14 protein-coding genes are annotated in these 17,260 nt (G+C 70.6%); 4 read left to right on the top strand and 10 right to left on the bottom strand.

All coding sequences use genetic code 11. The features are described from left to right. Window positions 1–217: 217 nt before the first annotated feature. The 5 genes from VED21_RS23155 to VED21_RS23135 all read right to left on the bottom strand — a co-directional run bounded on the left by VED21_RS23155 (window position 218) and on the right by VED21_RS23135 (window position 5,414). The gene (locus tag VED21_RS23155) at window positions 218–745 is read right to left on the bottom strand and encodes a DNA polymerase III (RefSeq protein ID WP_324886483.1); all 528 of its coding nucleotides are present in this window, start codon (window positions 743–745) and stop codon (window positions 218–220) included. A 16-nt stretch (window positions 746–761) separates the two neighbouring features. Further along, window positions 762–2,585, bottom strand: coding sequence for a putative nucleotidyltransferase substrate binding domain-containing protein (locus VED21_RS23150; protein ID WP_324886481.1), 1,824 nt, complete (start codon window positions 2,583–2,585; stop codon window positions 762–764). Window positions 2,586–2,700: 115 nt separating this feature from the next. Beyond that, window positions 2,701–4,413 (bottom strand): cation acetate symporter, encoded by a 1,713-nt coding sequence (locus tag VED21_RS23145; protein WP_324886479.1) that lies wholly within the window; start codon window positions 4,411–4,413, stop codon window positions 2,701–2,703. Next, on the bottom strand, window positions 4,413–4,715 hold the full coding sequence (locus tag VED21_RS23140) for a DUF485 domain-containing protein (protein WP_324886477.1): 303 nt from the start codon (window positions 4,713–4,715) through the stop codon (window positions 4,413–4,415). The genes VED21_RS23145 and VED21_RS23140 overlap by 1 nt, the downstream gene beginning before the upstream one ends. A 231-nt stretch (window positions 4,716–4,946) precedes the next feature. Further along, window positions 4,947–5,414, bottom strand: a complete 468-nt coding sequence (locus VED21_RS23135) for a DUF1178 family protein (RefSeq protein ID WP_324886475.1) — start codon at window positions 5,412–5,414, stop codon at window positions 4,947–4,949. Between the two features lie 146 nt (window positions 5,415–5,560). Between VED21_RS23135 and VED21_RS23130 the strand changes: the two genes are divergently transcribed. Together VED21_RS23130 and VED21_RS23125 are read left to right on the top strand one after the other, a co-directional pair. Beyond that, complete coding sequence (locus VED21_RS23130) at window positions 5,561–6,154, top strand: class I SAM-dependent methyltransferase (protein ID WP_324886473.1); 594 nt, start codon at window positions 5,561–5,563, stop codon at window positions 6,152–6,154. A gap of 103 nt (window positions 6,155–6,257) precedes the next feature. Further along, on the top strand, window positions 6,258–7,640 hold the full coding sequence (locus VED21_RS23125) for a glycosyltransferase 87 family protein (RefSeq protein ID WP_324886471.1): 1,383 nt from the start codon (window positions 6,258–6,260) through the stop codon (window positions 7,638–7,640). Between the two features lie 10 nt (window positions 7,641–7,650). On the opposite strand, the gene VED21_RS23120 is transcribed toward VED21_RS23125, so the two are convergent. The 4 genes from VED21_RS23120 to VED21_RS23105 all read right to left on the bottom strand — a co-directional run bounded on the left by VED21_RS23120 (window position 7,651) and on the right by VED21_RS23105 (window position 9,818). Then, on the bottom strand, window positions 7,651–8,484 hold the full coding sequence (locus tag VED21_RS23120; RefSeq protein WP_324886469.1) for a carbon-nitrogen hydrolase family protein: 834 nt from the start codon (window positions 8,482–8,484) through the stop codon (window positions 7,651–7,653). Continuing rightward, window positions 8,484–8,744 carry a glutaredoxin 3 gene (grxC, locus tag VED21_RS23115; protein WP_324886467.1) on the bottom strand — a complete coding sequence of 87 codons (261 nt, stop codon included), beginning with the start codon at window positions 8,742–8,744 and terminating at the stop codon, window positions 8,484–8,486. Before grxC ends, VED21_RS23120 begins: the two co-directional genes overlap by 1 nt. A gap of 77 nt (window positions 8,745–8,821) precedes the next feature. Next, entirely contained in the window at window positions 8,822–9,544 is a 723-nt protein-coding gene (locus VED21_RS23110) for a ComF family protein (protein ID WP_324886465.1), read from the bottom strand. Between the two features lie 7 nt (window positions 9,545–9,551). Further along, on the bottom strand, window positions 9,552–9,818 hold the full coding sequence (locus VED21_RS23105) for a flagellar biosynthetic protein FliQ (RefSeq protein WP_324886463.1): 267 nt from the start codon (window positions 9,816–9,818) through the stop codon (window positions 9,552–9,554). Between the two features lie 94 nt (window positions 9,819–9,912). On the opposite strand from VED21_RS23105, the gene VED21_RS23100 reads away from it, so the two are divergent. Beyond that, window positions 9,913–10,824, top strand: a complete 912-nt coding sequence (locus tag VED21_RS23100; RefSeq protein ID WP_324886461.1) for a methyltransferase domain-containing protein — start codon at window positions 9,913–9,915, stop codon at window positions 10,822–10,824. Between the two features lie 9 nt (window positions 10,825–10,833). On the opposite strand, the gene VED21_RS23095 is transcribed toward VED21_RS23100, so the two are convergent. Then, window positions 10,834–15,708, bottom strand: a complete 4,875-nt coding sequence (locus tag VED21_RS23095) for an NAD-glutamate dehydrogenase (RefSeq protein WP_324886459.1) — start codon at window positions 15,706–15,708, stop codon at window positions 10,834–10,836. Between the two features lie 476 nt (window positions 15,709–16,184). On the opposite strand from VED21_RS23095, the gene VED21_RS23090 reads away from it, so the two are divergent. Further along, on the top strand, window positions 16,185–17,260 hold a 1,076-nt coding region (locus VED21_RS23090; protein WP_324886457.1), incomplete at its 3' end, for a PAS domain S-box protein.

The raw sequence follows: 17,260 nt of genomic DNA, 5'->3' as shown, positions 1-17,260 counted from the left end.
CGTCACAAACTCCAGACGCAGGGACATCTTCGACACCTCCTGGAATGGCATGGCCAAGCCCTCGCTAAGCTTCGTCCACGCCCATATGTGTCAATGATGTCCCCGAACACCTGTAAAGGATGTCTCCGGTCTATACAGCTGCGCTCAACCCAACCTACCCGGACGTCTCACGTAGGTTGGGTTGAGGCGCCAGCCGCAAAACCCAACGTCAGGGGCGTCACCGCACGGGCGGCTTCAGGCGCAGGTAGACCATGGCGGAGGCCAGCGCGTTGGCGTAGGCGTCGTCCCCGGCGCGCGGCGGCAGGCCCAGCGCGGCGACGATCGAGTCCAGGCGCAGGTCCACCACGCTCTTGCCCTGCGTCCGGCGCTTACGGTCGTAATAGAGGCTGGACACCTCGATCCGCTCGTTGGGCAGGGTAATGCCGGCCACCGGCTGCACGAGGCGGTCGAGCAAGGTCAGCGTGAAATCCAGGTAATAGCCGACCAGCGGCCGGTTGCCGATGAAGCGCAGCAGCGCGTCCACCGCCGGCTCCGGCGGCTCCGTCGGCCAGAAGGGGACGATCAGGCGCTGGCTGGTCAGGATGCGGGGCCCGTGGATGCGCACCGCCGCCACCGCGCGCAGGTCCGCCTTGTCGGGGTCAAAGGAGGTGGCCTCGCAATGGATGGCCACCAGGTCGCCGCCGTCGTGCCCGTCGAGCAGGAAGGCGTAGGCCGGATCGACCGTGGCGCCCTTGCGGTTGAGCATCGCCCGTCCCCCGCCTTCAGTGCATGTTCAGGTGGAAGTGGTAGGAGATGAACTCCTTGAACGTCTTCACCAGCGCCAGACAGTCGTTGAGCTGGTCGCGCTCCAGCTTCGTCATCTCGGCCGGGCGGACCATGTTGTCGATGGCGGCTTCCGCGCCGGCCGTGTCCACCCGCGCCTTGAGGCGCAGCGTGGACAGGAAGGTGAAGGCGTCCGCCAGCTCCGCCGCCATCGCGCGGTCGAGCACGCCCTTGTCGGCCAGCGCCCACAGCCGCTCCACCGTGTTGGTCTCGGCCATGTGCTTTTCCAGGGCCAGTGCCCGCACGCCGTGCACGATGGGGAAGATGCCGGCCTTCTTGATGTCGATGGGCTGGGCGCCGCGCCGTTCGAACAGCCCGCCGAACAGGCCCGACGGCGTGTCAAAGGCCAGGGCCGGGCGGGCGAAGTGCGAGAAGAAGCCGGCGTTGTCCGACAGCTTGGCCAGCAGGTAGCGCTTGGCGTCGGCCAGCAGCGCGGCGTCGCCGGCCACCGCGGCGGCGTCGTAGAAGATTGCGAGGTTGAGCTGCGCGTTCTCGTCCGGGCGGTGGATCCAGTGGAACACCGCGTCCTTGAAGGCCGCCAGCGGCTTCGTCCATTCCGGGTTCGAAACCATGATGTTGCCGGGGCACGGCGGGTAGCCGAACTCCACCAGCCGGCGGGTGAACTCGGCCGTGACGAAATCGAGCTGCGGGCATTCGTAGCCGTCGCGCAGGATCAGGCCGTTGTCCTGGTCGGTCTTCAGGAGCTGCTCGCCGCGCCCCTCGCTGCCCATGACGAGCAGGCAGGAGTTGGCCAGCAGGTCGGGCGGCGCCAGCAGCTCGAACAGGCGGCGGAAGATCTTGCGGTTCAGTTCGGTCACCAGTTCGGCGATGAAGGGCACCTTGACGCCGGTGGCGTGCAGCGTGCGGATCAGGCCGATGGTGTCGAAGCTGGCCTTCTTCAGCTCGTCCGGACCGTCGGCGCGGTCGATCTGCAGGGCGATGACCTGGCTGTGGTTGGACAGCGCGCCCAGCAGGTCGATCTGCTCCAGGAGGCCGACGACCGCCCCGTTCTCGGTCACCACGATGCGGCGGACCGAGTGCTTGGTCATCAGGATCAGCGCGTTGAACAGCAGGTCGTCGCGCTCCAGCGTGATGAGGGTGTAGCGCGCCAGCGGGCCGACCGGCGCCGTCACCGGCACGCCGTCCAGCACCACGCGGTCGCGCAGGTCGGTGCCGGTCAGGATGCCGACGGCGCCGTCCGCCCCGCGCACCAGCACGGCGTTGCCCTGGCTGTCCTTCATGGCGGCCGCCGCGTCGCGCAGGGTGGCCGCGGATTCCACGAAGACGGGCGGGTGCAGGTAGGCCTCACGAATGCGGGCCATGGTGAGGGCCGCCATCTCGCGGTTGTCGCGTTCGTCGGCCAGAGCCCGCATGCGGGTGGCGAAATCCTGGTGCAGCACGTGGGCGAATTCCGGATTGGCGTGCGCGAGGCCCACCAGCGCGTCGCGCGGCAGCAGCCAGCACACGGTGTCCTCGGTGGCAATGAAGGAGTGGGATTGGGAGTTGCCGAACAGCGCCCGCACGTCGAAGGCGTCGTGCGGGCCATAGACCTCCACCACCTCGCCGCCGCGGCGTTCCTGCACCTGCCCGCGCAGGACCACGTGCAGCACGTCGGCCGGCTCGTCGCGGCCGAGGATGACGAAGCCGTCGGGGTACACGCCCATGTCGAGGGCGCGCAGCAGGCGCTGCCGCTCGTCCCCGGTCAGGCGGTCGAAGGGCGGGACGGTGAAATCGAAGGTTTCGGGCGCTGACGCTTCGGGCAAGGCGGGCTCCGCGACGCCGGGACAAAGAAAAGGCGCCCCGGGACGGCGTGTCCCGAGGCGCCTGGGAGCCTACACCACCCCCGCGTGTCGCGGAAGCGGGTGCGACCTTTGGTGCTTAGTGAGCGGAAGCGCCTTCCGCACCCAGGCCGGTCTGCGACCGGATGTACTGGGCGTCGAACGCGCGCTGCTCGTCCTTGGCGGCCTGGCTGTTGTCGGTGATCGAGAAGAACCAGATGCCGAGGAACGACAGGGTGATCGAGAACAGGCCCGGGTTGTCGTACGGGAAGATCGCCGTCGGGTTGCCCAGCACGGCCTTCCACACGGTCGGGCCCAGCACCAGCATGACGACCGACGAGATCAGGCCGATCCAGCCGCCCATCACGGCGCCGCGGGTGGTCATGCGCTTCCAGAACATGCTCATCAGCAGGATCGGGAAGTTCGCCGAGGCCGCGATGACGAAGGCGAGGCCGACCATGAAGGCGACGTTCTGGTTCTCGAACGCGATGCCGAGGAAGATCGAGACGATGCCGATGACCACGGTGGTGATCTTCGACACGCGGATCTCGTCACGCTCCGACACGCGGCCCTTGGCGATGACCGAGGCGTACAGGTCGTGCGACACGGCCGAGGCGCCGGCCAGCGTCAGGCCCGCGACCACCGCCAGGATGGTGGCGAACGCGACGGCCGAGATGAAGCCGTAGAACAGGTTGCCGCCGATGGCCTTGGCGGTGTGGATGGCCGCCATGTTGGAGCCGCCGACGATGTCCGCCGGGTTGGCCAGCGCACCGGCCGCCGGGGCCGCCTTCAGGAACGGATAGGCGCCGGTGGCGTCCGGGGCCAGGATCAGCAGGATGGCGCCGAAGCCGATGATGAAGGTGAGGATGTAGAAGTAGCCGATGAAGCCGGTCGCGTAGAACACCGACTTGCGGGCTTCCTTGGCGTCCGACACCGTGAAGAAGCGCATCAGGATGTGCGGCAGGCCGGCGGTGCCGAACATCAGCGCCATGCCCAGCGAAATCGCCGAGATCGGGTCGTTGATGAGCGCGCCCGGCTGCATGATCGCGAAGCCCTTGGTGTCCACCTCGGTGGCACTCTTGAACAGCGCCTCGGGGCTGAAGCCGACCTTGGCCAGGATCATGATGGCCATGAACGACGCACCCGACAGCAGCAGCACCGCCTTGATGATCTGCACCCAGGTGGTGGCGAGCATGCCGCCGAAGGTCACGTAGGCGATCATCAGCACGCCGACGATCACCACCGCCCAGATGTAGTCCATGCCGAACAGCAGCTGGATCAGCTTGCCGGCACCCACCATCTGCGCGATCAGGTAGAACGTCACCGTGGCCAGCGAGCCGCAGGCCGACAGCGTGCGGATCGGGGTCTGCTGGAAGCGGTACGAGGCGACGTCGGCGAAGGTGTACTTGCCGAGGTTGCGCAGCCGTTCCGCGATCAGGAACAGGATGATCGGCCAGCCGACCAGCCAGCCCACCGAGAAGATCAGGCCGTCGAAGCCGTTCATGTAGACGAGGCCGGCGATGCCGAGGAACGACGCGGCCGACATGTAGTCGCCGGCGATGGCGAGGCCGTTCTGGAAGCCGGTGATGCCGCCGCCGGCGGCATAGAAGTCCTTGGCCGACTTGGTGCGGCGGGCGGCCCAGAAGGTGATGCCCAGCGTCGCCGCAACGAAGACGCCGAACATGATGATGGCTTCGTAGTTCGTCGCCTGCTTCTGGACGGCGCCTTCGACGGCCGCGGCCAGGGCGGCCGTGGGCAGCAGGGCGCCGGCAGCCGCGACGGCCGCGCCCATGCGGGTGAACAGAGCGCGCATTACTTCGACTCCTCCAGGATCTGACGGTTCAGCTCGTCGAACTCGCCGTTCGCCCGGCGGACGTAGATGCCCGTCAGGATGAAGGCCGAGACGATCGTGAACACGCCGATCGGCACGCCCCAGGTCATCACGCCGGTGCCCAGGCGGGTGCCCAGGAAGGCCTTGCCGAAGGCGACCAGGAGGATGAAGCCGAAGTAGATGATGAGCATGATCACCGACAGCGTCCACGCGAACGCGGAGCGCTTGGCGATCAATTCCTGAAACTTGGGATTCGCGAGAATCCTCTGAGCATTTTCTTGCATAGTGCGTCCCCTCGCGAGTGCCAGAGAGCTTTATGTCGGGTCGTTAAGACACTCGGAGGCGTATGGTCTTTACAACCCACCGTCCCGTCAACCATTTTGATGCCCAGCCCAACGAAAATGCCGCTTGACGCCGCGCGCGGCGGGCGCTCAAGCGCATGGCAGGCATGCGGCGGCCATGCTGCAATGCGGCAGAAGACGGGGCTTTTGTGGGGAACGCGGGGGGAGCGGCGCTCAGGAATTCGTGCGCGGCAGCCAGGGGATGCGGTGTATTGTCACACCCTCTTCCTTCAGCTCCTCGACGTCACCAGGGGTGGCCTCGCCGTAGATGCCGCGCGGGTCGGTCTCGCCGTAATGGATGCGCCGCGCTTCCTCGGCGAAGCGGTCCCCGACGTAGTCGCAGTTCGTCTCGACCGCCCGGCGCAGCTCGGCCAACTGGCGCAGCACCTCGGCCTGCACCTCCTGCGGCACCTTCCCCTCGCCACCCTGCGGCGCCTGGGGTGCCTGCCGCGGCGCCTCCTGCGGCGACTTGGAGCGCGACTTGACGATGCGCGGCGCCATGGGGGCCTTGCTCACGCCGGCATCGCCGCAGACCGGGCAGGTGATGGTGCCGGCGGCGGCCTGCGCGTCGTAGGTGGCGCCGTCGCGGAACCACGCCTCGAAACGGTGGTCGGCGGTGCACTTCAGCTGGAACAGGATCATGGCAATGTCGGGGGCGTTATCGGGGCGGTGTCGCGGCGGTGCGGAAGCTCGACTATAGTCGGTGCGCCCTTTATTGGGCCTGGAACCGTTCGAAATCAATATGGCCCGTCCATGGAAAAGGAAAACGCCGTGCGAGGGAGAACGCCGTGAGCAGCACAGCAGCGCCACATTGCGCCGGGGCGCCGTCCGCCTGGATCGCCCGCTTCGCGCCGCTGGTGCCGGCCGGCGGGCCGGTGCTCGACCTCGCCTGCGGCGGCGGGCGGCACCTGCGCTTCTTCCGGGAGCGCGGGCACCCGGTGACCGGCGTCGACATCGACCTGGGCGGCGTCGCCAACCTGCGCGGCGCGCCGGGCGTGGAACTGGTGGCGGCCGACCTGGAGAACGGCAATCCGTGGCCGTTGCCGGGCGAGCGGCGCTTCGCCGCGGTGGTCGTCGCCAACTACCTGCACCGGCCGCTGTTCGGGGCGCTGCTGGACGTGCTGGCGCCGGGCGGCGTGCTGCTCTACGAGACCTTCGCGGCCGGAAACGCGCGGTTCGGCAAGCCGTCGTCGCCCGCCTTCCTGCTGCGGCCGGGCGAGTTGCTGGAGGTGGCGCGGGACCGGCTTCAGGTCGTCGCGTACGAACACGGCATCGTCGACCGCCCGCGCCCGGCGGTGGTGCAGCGCATCGCCGCGGTGAACGACGGAACGGGCGAAAGGATGGGGGAAACGGCGCCGGAGCCGCATGCCCTGCCGAGCTGATGGGGCCGACCTGAGCAAGCCCACCTGAAGCGCTGCCGCGCGCCTGGACCGCGAAAGGAGAATCCGGTACACCAGCAGGGGGATTTATGGCTGGACGGGGACGATGACGGTCGGCGGCAGCGCACGCCCGCGCGCGTGCGCGGCGGACGGGCGGTGTGTCACGGGATGGGTGCGCCGGAACTGGGGGCTGGCGCTGTGGGTCCTGTTCAACGCCACCATCGCTGTCCTGGCCGCCGTTCTGGCCGCCGCCCGGCCGATGGAGACGGCGACCGGGCCGTACGCCGCCGCCGCGCTCGACTGGTGGGCCGGCCGTCCCGCCCCTGCCGCCGATGTCCCGCTCCTGCCGTCCGCGAACCTGATGTTCGGCCCGCTGGCGCTGCTGCCGTTGGGCATCGCCGACCAGGTCTGGCGCCTGCTGTCGGTGACGGTCCTGACCTGGGCGGTGTACCGCGCGGCCGACCTCGTGCGCCCGGACGCGCTGGGACCGGTCGCGTTCCGCGTGCTGGCGCTGGCCATCCCGGCCGCCGCGACCGGCGTGTTGCGCGGCGACTGGGACGTGATGACCACGGCGGTGCTGCTGCACGCCGCCGTGGATCTGGCGTGGGACCGCCGGGCGCGCGGCGGCCTGCTGCTGGCGCTGGCGGCGGTGGCGCAGCCGGCGGCGCTGGTGCCGGCACTTCTGTTCGGCGCGGTGCGGCCGCGCGTTGTGCCATGGCTGCTGACCGGGCTTGCCACCGTTCTGACGGCGCCGTTCCTGCACCCCGCCCCGGCCTACGTCGCTGGCCAGTATGCCGCCCTGCTGGAACACCTGGACCTCGCCCCACCGTACACCGCCATGACGGCCGTACGCGTGGGTGGCGCGCTGTGTACGCTTGGGGCCGCGTTCCTGGCGTACCGGCGGCTGGACGGGCGGACGGCGGCGCTGGTCACGCTGATGCTGGCGGTGGCGTACACGGTGCTGGCCGACCCGCGTGCCGGCGACGGTTCGTTCCTCGGAACCGCGGTGTTGGCGGGGGTAGCGTCGTTCGCGGAGCGGCGGCGCCGGCCGGCGGCGGTGCTGCCGGTGCTGCTGGGCGCGCTGGCGGTGGGGCTGGGCGTGCACGTGTACGGCGACTGGATCGGGATCGGCGATGCCGTGCAGGGCTGGCTGGAGCCGGCGCTGACCCTGCTGCTGTACGCCTACGCCGGAACAGTGGTGGTGTGGCCGCGCACGCTGGTCGACCCCGACCCGGAACCGGCGCGCCGCTGCGACTGGCGCCCGGACCGGGTGGCGCTGGTGCTGTGCGCGGCGGTGCCGCCGCTGTACGCCGGCACCCGGCTGCTGACGCAGGCGCCGCTGCGGCAGTGGCTGTCGGCGTTCGAGGTGGTGGACTACCTGATCCTGGTGGTGGCGCTGAACCTGATCGGCGTCGCCCTGGTGGTCGCCACCGGCCCGCTGTGGAACTGGATGCGGGGAAGACCCCTGCGCCCGGCGGCGGAGGAGTGACCGCCGCCGCCTACTCCGCCCGGACCACCTCGAAGGGGCGGTCGTGGGTCAGGGCCGGGACCATGCGGCGGGCCTCGTCGACCTGGGAGAGGTCGAGGTCGGCGGTGACGATGCCCACCTCCTCGCCGCCGTCGGCCAGGACCTCGCCCCAGGGTCCGATGATCAGGGAATGGCCGTAAGTGCGGCGGCCGGCGTCATGGGTGCCGGTCTGCGCCGGGGCGATGACGAAACACCCCGTCTCGATGGCGCGCGCGCGCAGCAGCACGTGCCAGTGCGCCCGGCCGGTGGGCACGGTGAAGGCGGCCGGCACGGTGAGGATGCGCGCCCCGGCGTGCGCCAGCGCCCGGTGCAGGTGCGGGAAGCGCACGTCGTAGCACACGGTCATCCCCACCCCGCCCCACGGCGTGGTGGCGACCACGGCGCGCTCGCCCGGGCGGAAGGTGGCGGACTCGCGGTAGCTCTCGCCCTCCTTCAGGTCCACGTCGAACATGTGGATCTTGTCGTAGGTGGCGACGATCCGGCCGTCCGCATTGATGAGGTAGCTGCGGTTGGCGACGCGCCCCTCCTCCAGCAAAATGCCCAGCGAGCCGACCAGCAGCCACGCCTCGGTCTCGCGCGCCAGATCGGTGAAGAAGGGAACGCCGGGATGCTCGGATTCCGGCTTCACGCGGGCCAGCACGTTGGCGCGGCCCTGCACGATCAGGCTGACGTTCTCCGGCATGGCGATGAAGTCGGCCCCGGCGTCGCGGGCGCGGCGCACGAGGTCGCCGGCGGCGGCCAGGTTCGGCTGGATTTCCGGCCCGGCGTTGACCTGGACGCAGGCCGCCTTCATCAGGCCGCTCATCAGGCGAGGCCCAGCAGCGGGTCGAGCTTGCCGGCGCGGTCGAGCGCGTGGATGTCGTCGCTGCCGCCGTACGGCTTGCCGTCGATGAAGACCTGGGGAACGGTGGTGCGCCCCTGGGCGCGCTGCACCATCTCGTCGCGGCGGCCGGGGTGCATGTAGAGGTCGATCTCCTCGTACTTCACCCCCTTGCCGTCGAGCAGGCGCTTGGCGCGGGTGCAATAGGGGCAGAACGGGGTGGTGTAGATGACGACGTCGGCCATAGGGTCCCACTCTTACAGACAGTCTCCCGCCCTATATATCGCGGCCGGCCGGCCGTACCAGATGTGGGAGCTGCGGTTCAGGGCCGCACGACGCGGGCCAGCGTCAGCACGTCGACGCGCGCGGCCCCGGCGCGGCGCAGCACCTTGGCGCATTCGGCCAGCGTGGCGCCGGTGGTCATCACGTCGTCGACGAGGACGACGCGCTTGCCGGCCACCTCCGCCTTGCCGCGCTTCAGGCGGAAGGCGCCGGCCACGTTCTTCTGCCGGCCGGCGCGGTCCAGCCCGCCCTGCGACGGGGTGGAGCGGCGGCGCACCAGCAGGTCCGGCACCACCGGCCGCCCCGACACGCGGCCCGCCGCCTGGGCCAGCAGGGCCGCTTGGTTGTAGCGGCGGCGGAACAGGCGCCAGCGGTGCAGCGGCACCGGCGCCAGCAGGTCGGCGTCGGCCAGCAGCTCCGCCCCGGCGCGCGCCAGCCACGCCCCATAGGCCACCGCCGCGTGCGTGCGGTCGCCATGCTTGAAGCCCAGCACCAGCGGCCGGCTGGCGTCGTCGTAGACCAGCACCGAGCGCGCCCGCGCGAAGGCCGGCACCGACGCCACGCAGGCGCCGCACAGGGTGCCGTCCCCTTGCTGGTAGGCGAAGGGCAGGCCGCAGCAGGCGCAGTGGGGCGCCGTGATGAAGGTCAGCGCCCCCCAGCACGCCGGGCACAGCCCGCCCTGCCGGTCCACCGGCGCGCCGCAGGACAGGCAGCGCGGCGGCAGCAGCGCGTTCAGCGCGGCGGCAAGGAAACGGGCGAGCATGGGCACCTCAGTGGATTGAGGCGATGCGGTCGAAGATGACCATGGTGAAGTCGTGCAGCGCGATGTACAGCGCCGGCGCCGTCACGAACAGGATGACGATGGTGGCGAAGATCTTCAGGTTTTGCTGCAGCGTCTGGTCCTGGATCTGCGTCACCGACTGAAACAGCGTCAGGACGAGGCCGATGGCCGTGGTGATCAGCAGCGCCGGGAAGGTCATCTTGATGATGACCATGATGGCGTCGTAAGTGGCGCCGATGGCGTCGGCGATGCTCATGGTCCCTCTCCGGCTGGCGTGCGGCGGCATGTTAGCCGAATTTCCGGCATCCGCCGACGGTTGTAGAGGCAGGCGCCTGAGGTATATTGCGGGCATGAGCCAGCCCGACACCATGCCCGACACGATGACGGTCTTCGACCGCGCGCTCGTCCGCCGCCGCCGTGACCGCGCCGCATCCTCCCCCGCCTTCGCCGAGCATTCCTTTCTGTTCGAGGAGATCGGCGAGCGCATCGCCGACCGCCTGCACGACGTGACGCGCGGCTTCCCCACGGCACTCGACCTGGGCAGCCACGACGGCGTGATGCGGCGCGTGCTGGCCGGCCAAAAGGGCATCGAGACGCTGGTGTCCTGCGACCTGTCGCCGGAGTTCGCCCGCCGCGCCGGGACGCCGGCCGTGGCGGCGGACGAGGAGGCGCTGCCCTTCGCGCCGGCCAGCTTCGACCTCGTCGTGTCGAACCTCAGCCTGCACTGGGTGAACGACCTGCCGGGTGCGCTGGTGCAGGTTCGGCGAGCACTGAAGCCGGACGGGTTCTTCTGCGCCGCCATGCTGGGCGGCGAGACGCTGAGCGAGCTGCGCCGCTGCCTGATGGAGGCGGAACTGGCGGTGTCCGGCGGCGCCAGCCCGCGCGTGTCGCCCTTCGCCGACGTGCGCGATGCCGGCAGCCTGCTGCAGCGCGCCGGCTTCGCGCTGCCCGTGGTGGACAGCGACACCATCACCGTCACCTACGCCGACGCGCTGGCGCTGATGCGCGACCTGCGCGGCATGGGCGAGACCAACGCCGTGCTGGCCCGCCGCACGGTGCCGGCCCGGCGCGAGATGCTGTTCACGGCGGCCGCACTCTACGCCGAGCGCTTCGCCGAGCCGGACGGGCGCATCCCGGCGACCTTCCAGGTGCTGTACCTCGCCGCCTGGGCCCCGCACGAGAGCCAGCAGCAGCCGGCGCGGCCGGGCAGCGGCACGGTGCCGCTGGGCGAGGCGCTGAAGGGGCGCGGCGGCTGCGGATAAGCAGCGCCGCTACCCCGCTGTCAGGCCCCGGAGCTGGCGGTTGGCCACCGCCAGCATGGCGAGGTCGACGGCCGGCTGGGTACGCAGTTCGGTGAGAAGCTGCTCGATCCGCTCCACCACCGGGCGGCGCTGGGCGATCCAGGATTCGGGATCGCCAGCGGAGTCCAGCACGCGCACCGTCAGCTGCGTCTGGTGGGCGAACAGGTCGTCCACCAGCGCCGCCGTCGCCTGCTTCTGCCAGTGGTTGTCCGCCTTCACCGAGGCGGCCTTGTCGCGCAGCCATTCCAGCCCGAAGCGGCGGCCCAGCAGGAAGTACACCGCCGCCACCCCCTCCACCGCGCGCCCCGTGCGCTCGGCGATGCGCACGAGGTCGGGGGCCGCCGCCAGCACCGGCAGCGCGGCGATGCGCCGCGCGAGGTCGTCCGGCACGCCTTCCGCCGTGTAGGCCAGCGCGCGGGCGGCCAGCCGCGCCGCCTCCTCCGCGTCCAGGATGGCGTCCAGGTCGGCGGCCAGCGCCTCGATGCCGGGGCGGAAGGCCGCCGTCTCGGCGGCGATGTCCAGCGGCTGGGCGCAGGTGGTGAGGAACCACGCCACCGCGCGCTCCATCAGCACGATCGTCTCCACCAGCATCGCCGTCTGCGCCGAGGCGGGGACCAGCGTGTCCAGCTCCTCGATCGCGGTCCACAGGGCGCGCAGGCCGAAGGCGTCGCGCACGATGGTGTAGGCGCGCGCCACGTCGGCCGGCCCCATGCCGGTCTTCTCCATCATCTCCTTGACGAACACCGGGCCAACGCGGTTGACGAGGCTGTTGGTGACGCTGGTGGCGACCATCTCGCGGCGCAGCCGGTGCGCGGATATGGCCTCGGCGAAACGCTCGCGCAGCGGTTCGGGGAAGTAGCGCTTCAGGTCGTCGGCCATGAACGGGTCGTCCGGCAGGTCGGACGCCAGCAGGTCGTCGTACAGCGTGATCTTGGCATAGGCCAGCAGCACCGCCAGTTCCGGCCGGGTCAGTCCCTGGCGGTCGGCCATACGCTCGGCCAGTTCCTCCTCGTCGGGCAGGAACTCGATCCGGCGCTTCAGCTTGCCGGCGCGCTCCAGCGCGCGGATGAAGCGGGCCTGCGGCTCCAGCATCTCCGCCCCGCGGGCCTGGGCCACGGTCAGCGCCTGCGTCTGGCGGTAGTTGTCGGCCAGCACGAGGGCGCCGACCTCGTCGGTCATGCGGGCCAGCAGCTCGTCGCGCTGCTTCATGGTCATGTCGCCGCGCGCGACCACGCCGTTCAGCAGGATCTTGATGTTCACCTCGTGGTCGGAGGTGTCGACGCCGGCCGAATTGTCGATGGCGTCGGTGTTGAGGCGCACGCTGTGGCGCGCCGCCTCGATCCGGCCGCGCTGGGTGAAGCCCAGGTTGGCCCCCTCCCCCACCACGCGGGCGCGCAGCAGTGCGGCGTCGATGCGCAGCGCGTCGTTGGCCTTGTCGCCGACCTCGGCGTTGCTTTCCTCCGCCGCCTTGACGTAGGTGCCGATGCCGCCCAGCCAGAGCAGGTCCACCTCGGCCCGCAGCATGGCCTGCATCAGCTCGGCCGGGGTGACGTGGTCCTGGGTCAGGCCGAAGCGCGCCTTGATCTGCGGGGTGAGTTCCAGCGACTTGGCGCCGCGCTCGTAGATCCGGCCGCCGTCGGACAGCAGGCTGGCGTCGTAGTCGGCCCAGGAGGAGCGCGGCAGGTCGAACAGGCGCCGGCGCTCCGCCCGGGAGGTTTCGGGATCCGGGTCGGGGTCGCAGAAGACGTGGCGGTGGTCGAAGGCGCCGACCAGCCGCGTGTGGCGCGACAGCAGCATGCCGTTGCCGAACACGTCGCCGGACATGTCGCCGACGCCGACGCAGGTGAAGTCCTGGTTCTGGATGTCGCGGCCCAGTTCGCGGAAGTGGCGCTTGACGGATTCCCAGGCGCCGCGGGCGGTGATGCCCATCTTCTTGTGGTCGTAGCCCTGGCTGCCGCCGGACGCGAAGGCGTCGCCCAGCCAGAAGCCGTAATCGAGCGAGATGCCGTTGGCGATGTCGGAGAAGGTGGCCGTGCCCTTGTCGGCCGCCACCACCAGGTAGGGATCGTCGCCGTCATGCCGCACCACGTCCGTGGGCGGGATCACCGCGCCGTCGGGACCCAGGTTGTCGGTGACGTCGAGCAGGCCGCGCATCAGCGTGCGGTAGCACTCGATCCCCTCGGCCAGGGCGGCCTCGCGGCCGGCGGACGCGGGCGGCGGGCGCTTGACGACGAAGCCGCCCTTGGAGCCGACGGGCACGATGACGGCGTTCTTCACCATCTGCGCCTTCATCAGGCCGAGGATCTCGGTGCGGAAGTCCTCGCGCCGGTCGGACCAGCGGATGCCGCCGCGCGCCACCCGGCCGCCGCGCAGGTGCACGCCTTCCATGCGGGGGGAGTAGACGAAGACCTCCACCCACGGGCGCGGCAGCGGCAGGTCGTCGACGGCGGCGCTGTCCAGCTTGAAGGAAAGGTAGGGCTTGGGCTGGCCGTCGGCGCTCGTCTGAAAGGCGGCCTTCTGATAGGCGTTGGTGCGCAGCGTGGCGCGGACGAGGTTGACGAAGCGGCGCAGGATGCGGTCCTCGTCCAGGTTGCTGACGGCGTCCAGGGCCGTTTCGATCTCGGCGAGGATGGCCTGCTCGTCGCCGGGCCCATGCTTGTCGCGGTGGGTGGGATCGAAGCGGGCCTCGAACAGGCGGACGATGAGGGCGGCGGTTTCCGGGTGCGCCGCCAGCGTCGCCTCCAGCGTGTCCTGGCCGAAGGCGAAGCGCGCCTGCTTCAGGTACTTGGCGTAGGCGCGCAGCACCGTGACCTGACGCGCGGTCAGCCCGGCGCGCAGCACGAGGCGGTTGAAGCCGTCGTCCTCCATCCGCCCGTCCCAGACGGCGGCGAAGGCGTCCTGGAAGGTCTCCTTCACGGACGCCACCTCGACCGTGCCGCCGGCCTTCAGGCGGACGGCGAAGTCGTGGATCCACACGCCGGACTCCCGGTCGTCCGCTCCCGTCCGGGCCGCCTGCACCTCGAAGGGCAGTTCGGTGATGACCTTCAGGTCCATGTGCTCCAGCATCGGCAGCACGTCGGACAGCGGCACCGGGCGGCCTTCGTGGTAGAGCTTGAAGCTCAGCTCGTCCGGTGCTGCCTCCAGCGGGCGGTAGAGGTTGAGGCCGAGGCGGCCGCGCGCCAGCGCCTGCTCGATGCGGGCGATGTCGTGCACGGCGGCTTCCGCCGCGAACAGCTCGCGGTAGCCGGTGGGGAAGGCGTTGCGGTAGCGGTTGAACAGCGCCGCCCCGCGCTCGTCCCCCTCCGCCTCCACCAGGGCGTCGCGCAGGTGGTCGGCCCAGCTGCGGGCGGCCTGCACCAGCCGCGCCTCGATCTCCGCCGTGGCGTAGGGGGGCACCTTGCCGGGCTCGGTCTTCACCATGAAGTGGATGCGCGCCAGCACGCTTTCGGCCAGCTGGGTGTAGAAGGCGGTGCAGGTGCCGTTGAAGGCCGCCTCCAGGATCGCCTGCATGCGCAGCCGCAGCGCCGTGTCGTAGCGGTCGCGCGGGACGTAGACCAGCGCGGAGACGAACCGCTCGAACGGGTCCTTGCGCACGAACAGCGCGAGGCGCTGGCGCTCCTGCAGGTGCAGGATGCCCAGCGCCATGTCGTACAGCTCCTCCACGCCGATCTGGAACAGCTCGTCCCGGGGGAAGGTGTCCAGGATGTTCAGCAGCGCCTTGCCGTCGTGGCTCTTCGGATCGAAGCCGGCGAGGTCCAGCACGGCGGCGATCTTGCGGCGCAGGAAGGGGATGTCGCGCGGGCTGCGGTTGTAGGCGACCGAGGTGAACAGGCCGACGATCAGCCGCTCGCCCACGATGCGGCCCTGGGCGTTGAAGCGCTTGACCAGGATGGCGTCCATCGGCACCGGGCGGTGCACGGTGGCGCGCTGGTTCGCCTTGGAGATCATCAGGACGCGCGGCGTGGCGATGAAGTGGCGCACGTCCGGCGGCAGCGCCTGGAAGTTGCGCAGGCCGTCGAACACCGTGTAGGCGGGGTCGCGCAGGATGCCCAGGCCGCTGTTCTCCACCAGCGTCAGCGCCGGCTCGCCGCCGCCGCCGCCGTCGTTGGGCGCGTCGAAGCGGTATTCGCGGTAGCCGAGGTAGGTGAAGTGGTCGTCGTCCAGCCAGCGCAGGAAGGCGTCGGCCTCCTCCACCTCGTCGGGCGGAAGGGCGGAGCGGCTGTTGCCGGCCTCGCCCAGCGCGTCGCGCACGCATTCGCGCATGGGGCGCCAGTCCGCGACCACCGCGCGCACGTCGGCCAGGATGCGGTCCAGCCCCTCCTCCACCCGCCTCAGCAGGGCGGCGTCGGTGTGGCGGCTGACCTCCACGTGCATGAAGGATTCAGGCAGGGCGCCGTCCGGCGGCGAGTCGGGCTCGAACAGGTCGGCCAGACGGCCCTCGGCGTTGCGGCGCACCTTGACGACGGGATGGATGACGAGGTGGACGGTGAGGCCCTGGCGGTTCAGCTCGGCCGTCACCGAGTCGACCAGGAAGGGCATGTCGTCGTTGACGATCTCCACCACCGTGCGGGTGGACTGCCAGCCGTGCTCCTCGATGCGGGGGTTGTAGACGCGCACGCGCGCCCGGCCGAAGTCGCGGCGCTGGCCCCACTGCCACATGGCGACGGCGGCGCCGTACAGCTGGTCGGCCGGTGCCTGCACGATGTCGTCGGGCGGCACGTTGGCGTAGAACTGCCGCACGAAGCGTTCCGCCGCCTCGGCGCGCTCGCGCCCCAGCCGCCCGCGCACCTGCCGCACGACCTCCTCGGTCAGCTCGTCCTTGAGCTGCTCGGCCCTGAGCGCCATGCCCCGTCCTCCCCCTTGCCGCGCGATTTCCGCGTCTGTGGGAAAGGGTAGCGGATCCATGGGCGCTGTCCACCCCCACGCCCGCTGCCGAGCCCAGGGCAATCGCCTGATCAGGCAAGTGCCGGCGATGCGGCGATTTTTTGAAACACGAAGCAACAAAGAGCACAAAGAGTCACGAAGAGGTGTCCGCCGGCCGTCGGCGTGCCGCCAAGCCAAGGCTTCTTTGTGACTCTTGGCGGCCTTTGTTGCTTCGTGTTTCACCGCAGCCCGGCATAGCCGCCGCGTTCCGCAGGGCCGTGCCGCCTTCACGTGATCGCCCTGCCGCCGAGCCCACCGCTAAGCCCAAGCGCGCTCACCGGAATTTCCGCGCGCCTATACCGTATGGAGGGGTTGCCGGCCCGTTCCGCCGGGCGGAGTGTTGTGGAGCACGGGACGAAGAAACGTCACCGGCGACAATCACAGGGTGGGGACCGGGGATGGAGCTGGCGCTCGGCATCCTTGTTGCGGTGGCGGCGGGCCTGGGCGGGGCCGCGGCCGGCTGGTGGCTGCACGCCCGCCGGGCGGCGCCGGCCGCACCGTCAGCGGCGGCGGCGGCGGACGCCGGCGACCGGGGCGGCGGGGACGAATCGCTGACCCAGGCGATCCTCGACGCGGCGGTGGACGCCATCGTCATCATCGACACGCGGGGCACCGTGCGCGCCTTCAACCGCGCGGCCGAGCGCATCTTCGGCTACGCCGCCGCGGAGGTGGCGGGGCGCAACGTCGCCATGCTGATGCCCGAGCCGCACCGCAGCGCCCACGACCAGTACCTGCGCAACTACCTGGAGACCGGCGAGGCGCGCATCATCGGCAAGGGGCGCGAGGTGCACGGCCTGCGCAAGGACGGCACCACCTTCCCCATGGAGCTGGCGGTGGGCGACGCGTCGGGGAGCGGGCCGGAGCGGCTGTTCGCCGGCATCGTGCGCGACATCTCCGTGCGCAAGGAGACGGAGGAGCGGCTGCGCCACAGCGAGGCCAAGAACCGCGCCATCCTGGAGGCCGCCGTCGACGGCATCATCACCATCGACGAGCAGGGCCGCATCGAGGGCTTCAACCGCGCGGCCGAGCGCATCTTCGGCTACAGCGCCGCCGAGGTGCTGGGGCGCAACGTCAGCGTGCTGATGCCCTCGCCTTACCGGCAGGCGCACGACCAGTACCTGGCCAACTACCTGGGCACGGGGCAGGCACGCATCATCGGCATCGGCCGCGAGGTGGAGGGCAAGCGCAAGGACGGCAACACCTTCCCCATGGACCTTGCGGTGGGCGAGGGGTATCTGGCCGGCCGGCGCATCTTCGCCGGGACGGTGCGCGACATCTCCGAGCGCAAGCGCGCGGAGGCCGACCTGCGCAACGCCAAGGAGGAGGCGGAGCGCGCCAACCTCGCCAAGACCAAGTTCCTGGCCGCCGCCAGCCACGACCTGCGCCAGCCCGTGCAGTCGCTGGTGTTCTTCACCTCGGCCCTGTCGGCGCAGCTGCCCGACGGGCCGGCGCGCACCATGATGCGCGACATGGA

Origin of the sequence: Azospirillum sp. (genome assembly GCF_035627195.1) — a bacterium.
GTDB lineage: Bacteria > Pseudomonadota > Alphaproteobacteria > Azospirillales > Azospirillaceae > Azospirillum.
The sequence above is the reverse complement of the archived record's forward strand: the minus strand, read 5'-3'. Positions and strand labels throughout refer to the sequence as shown.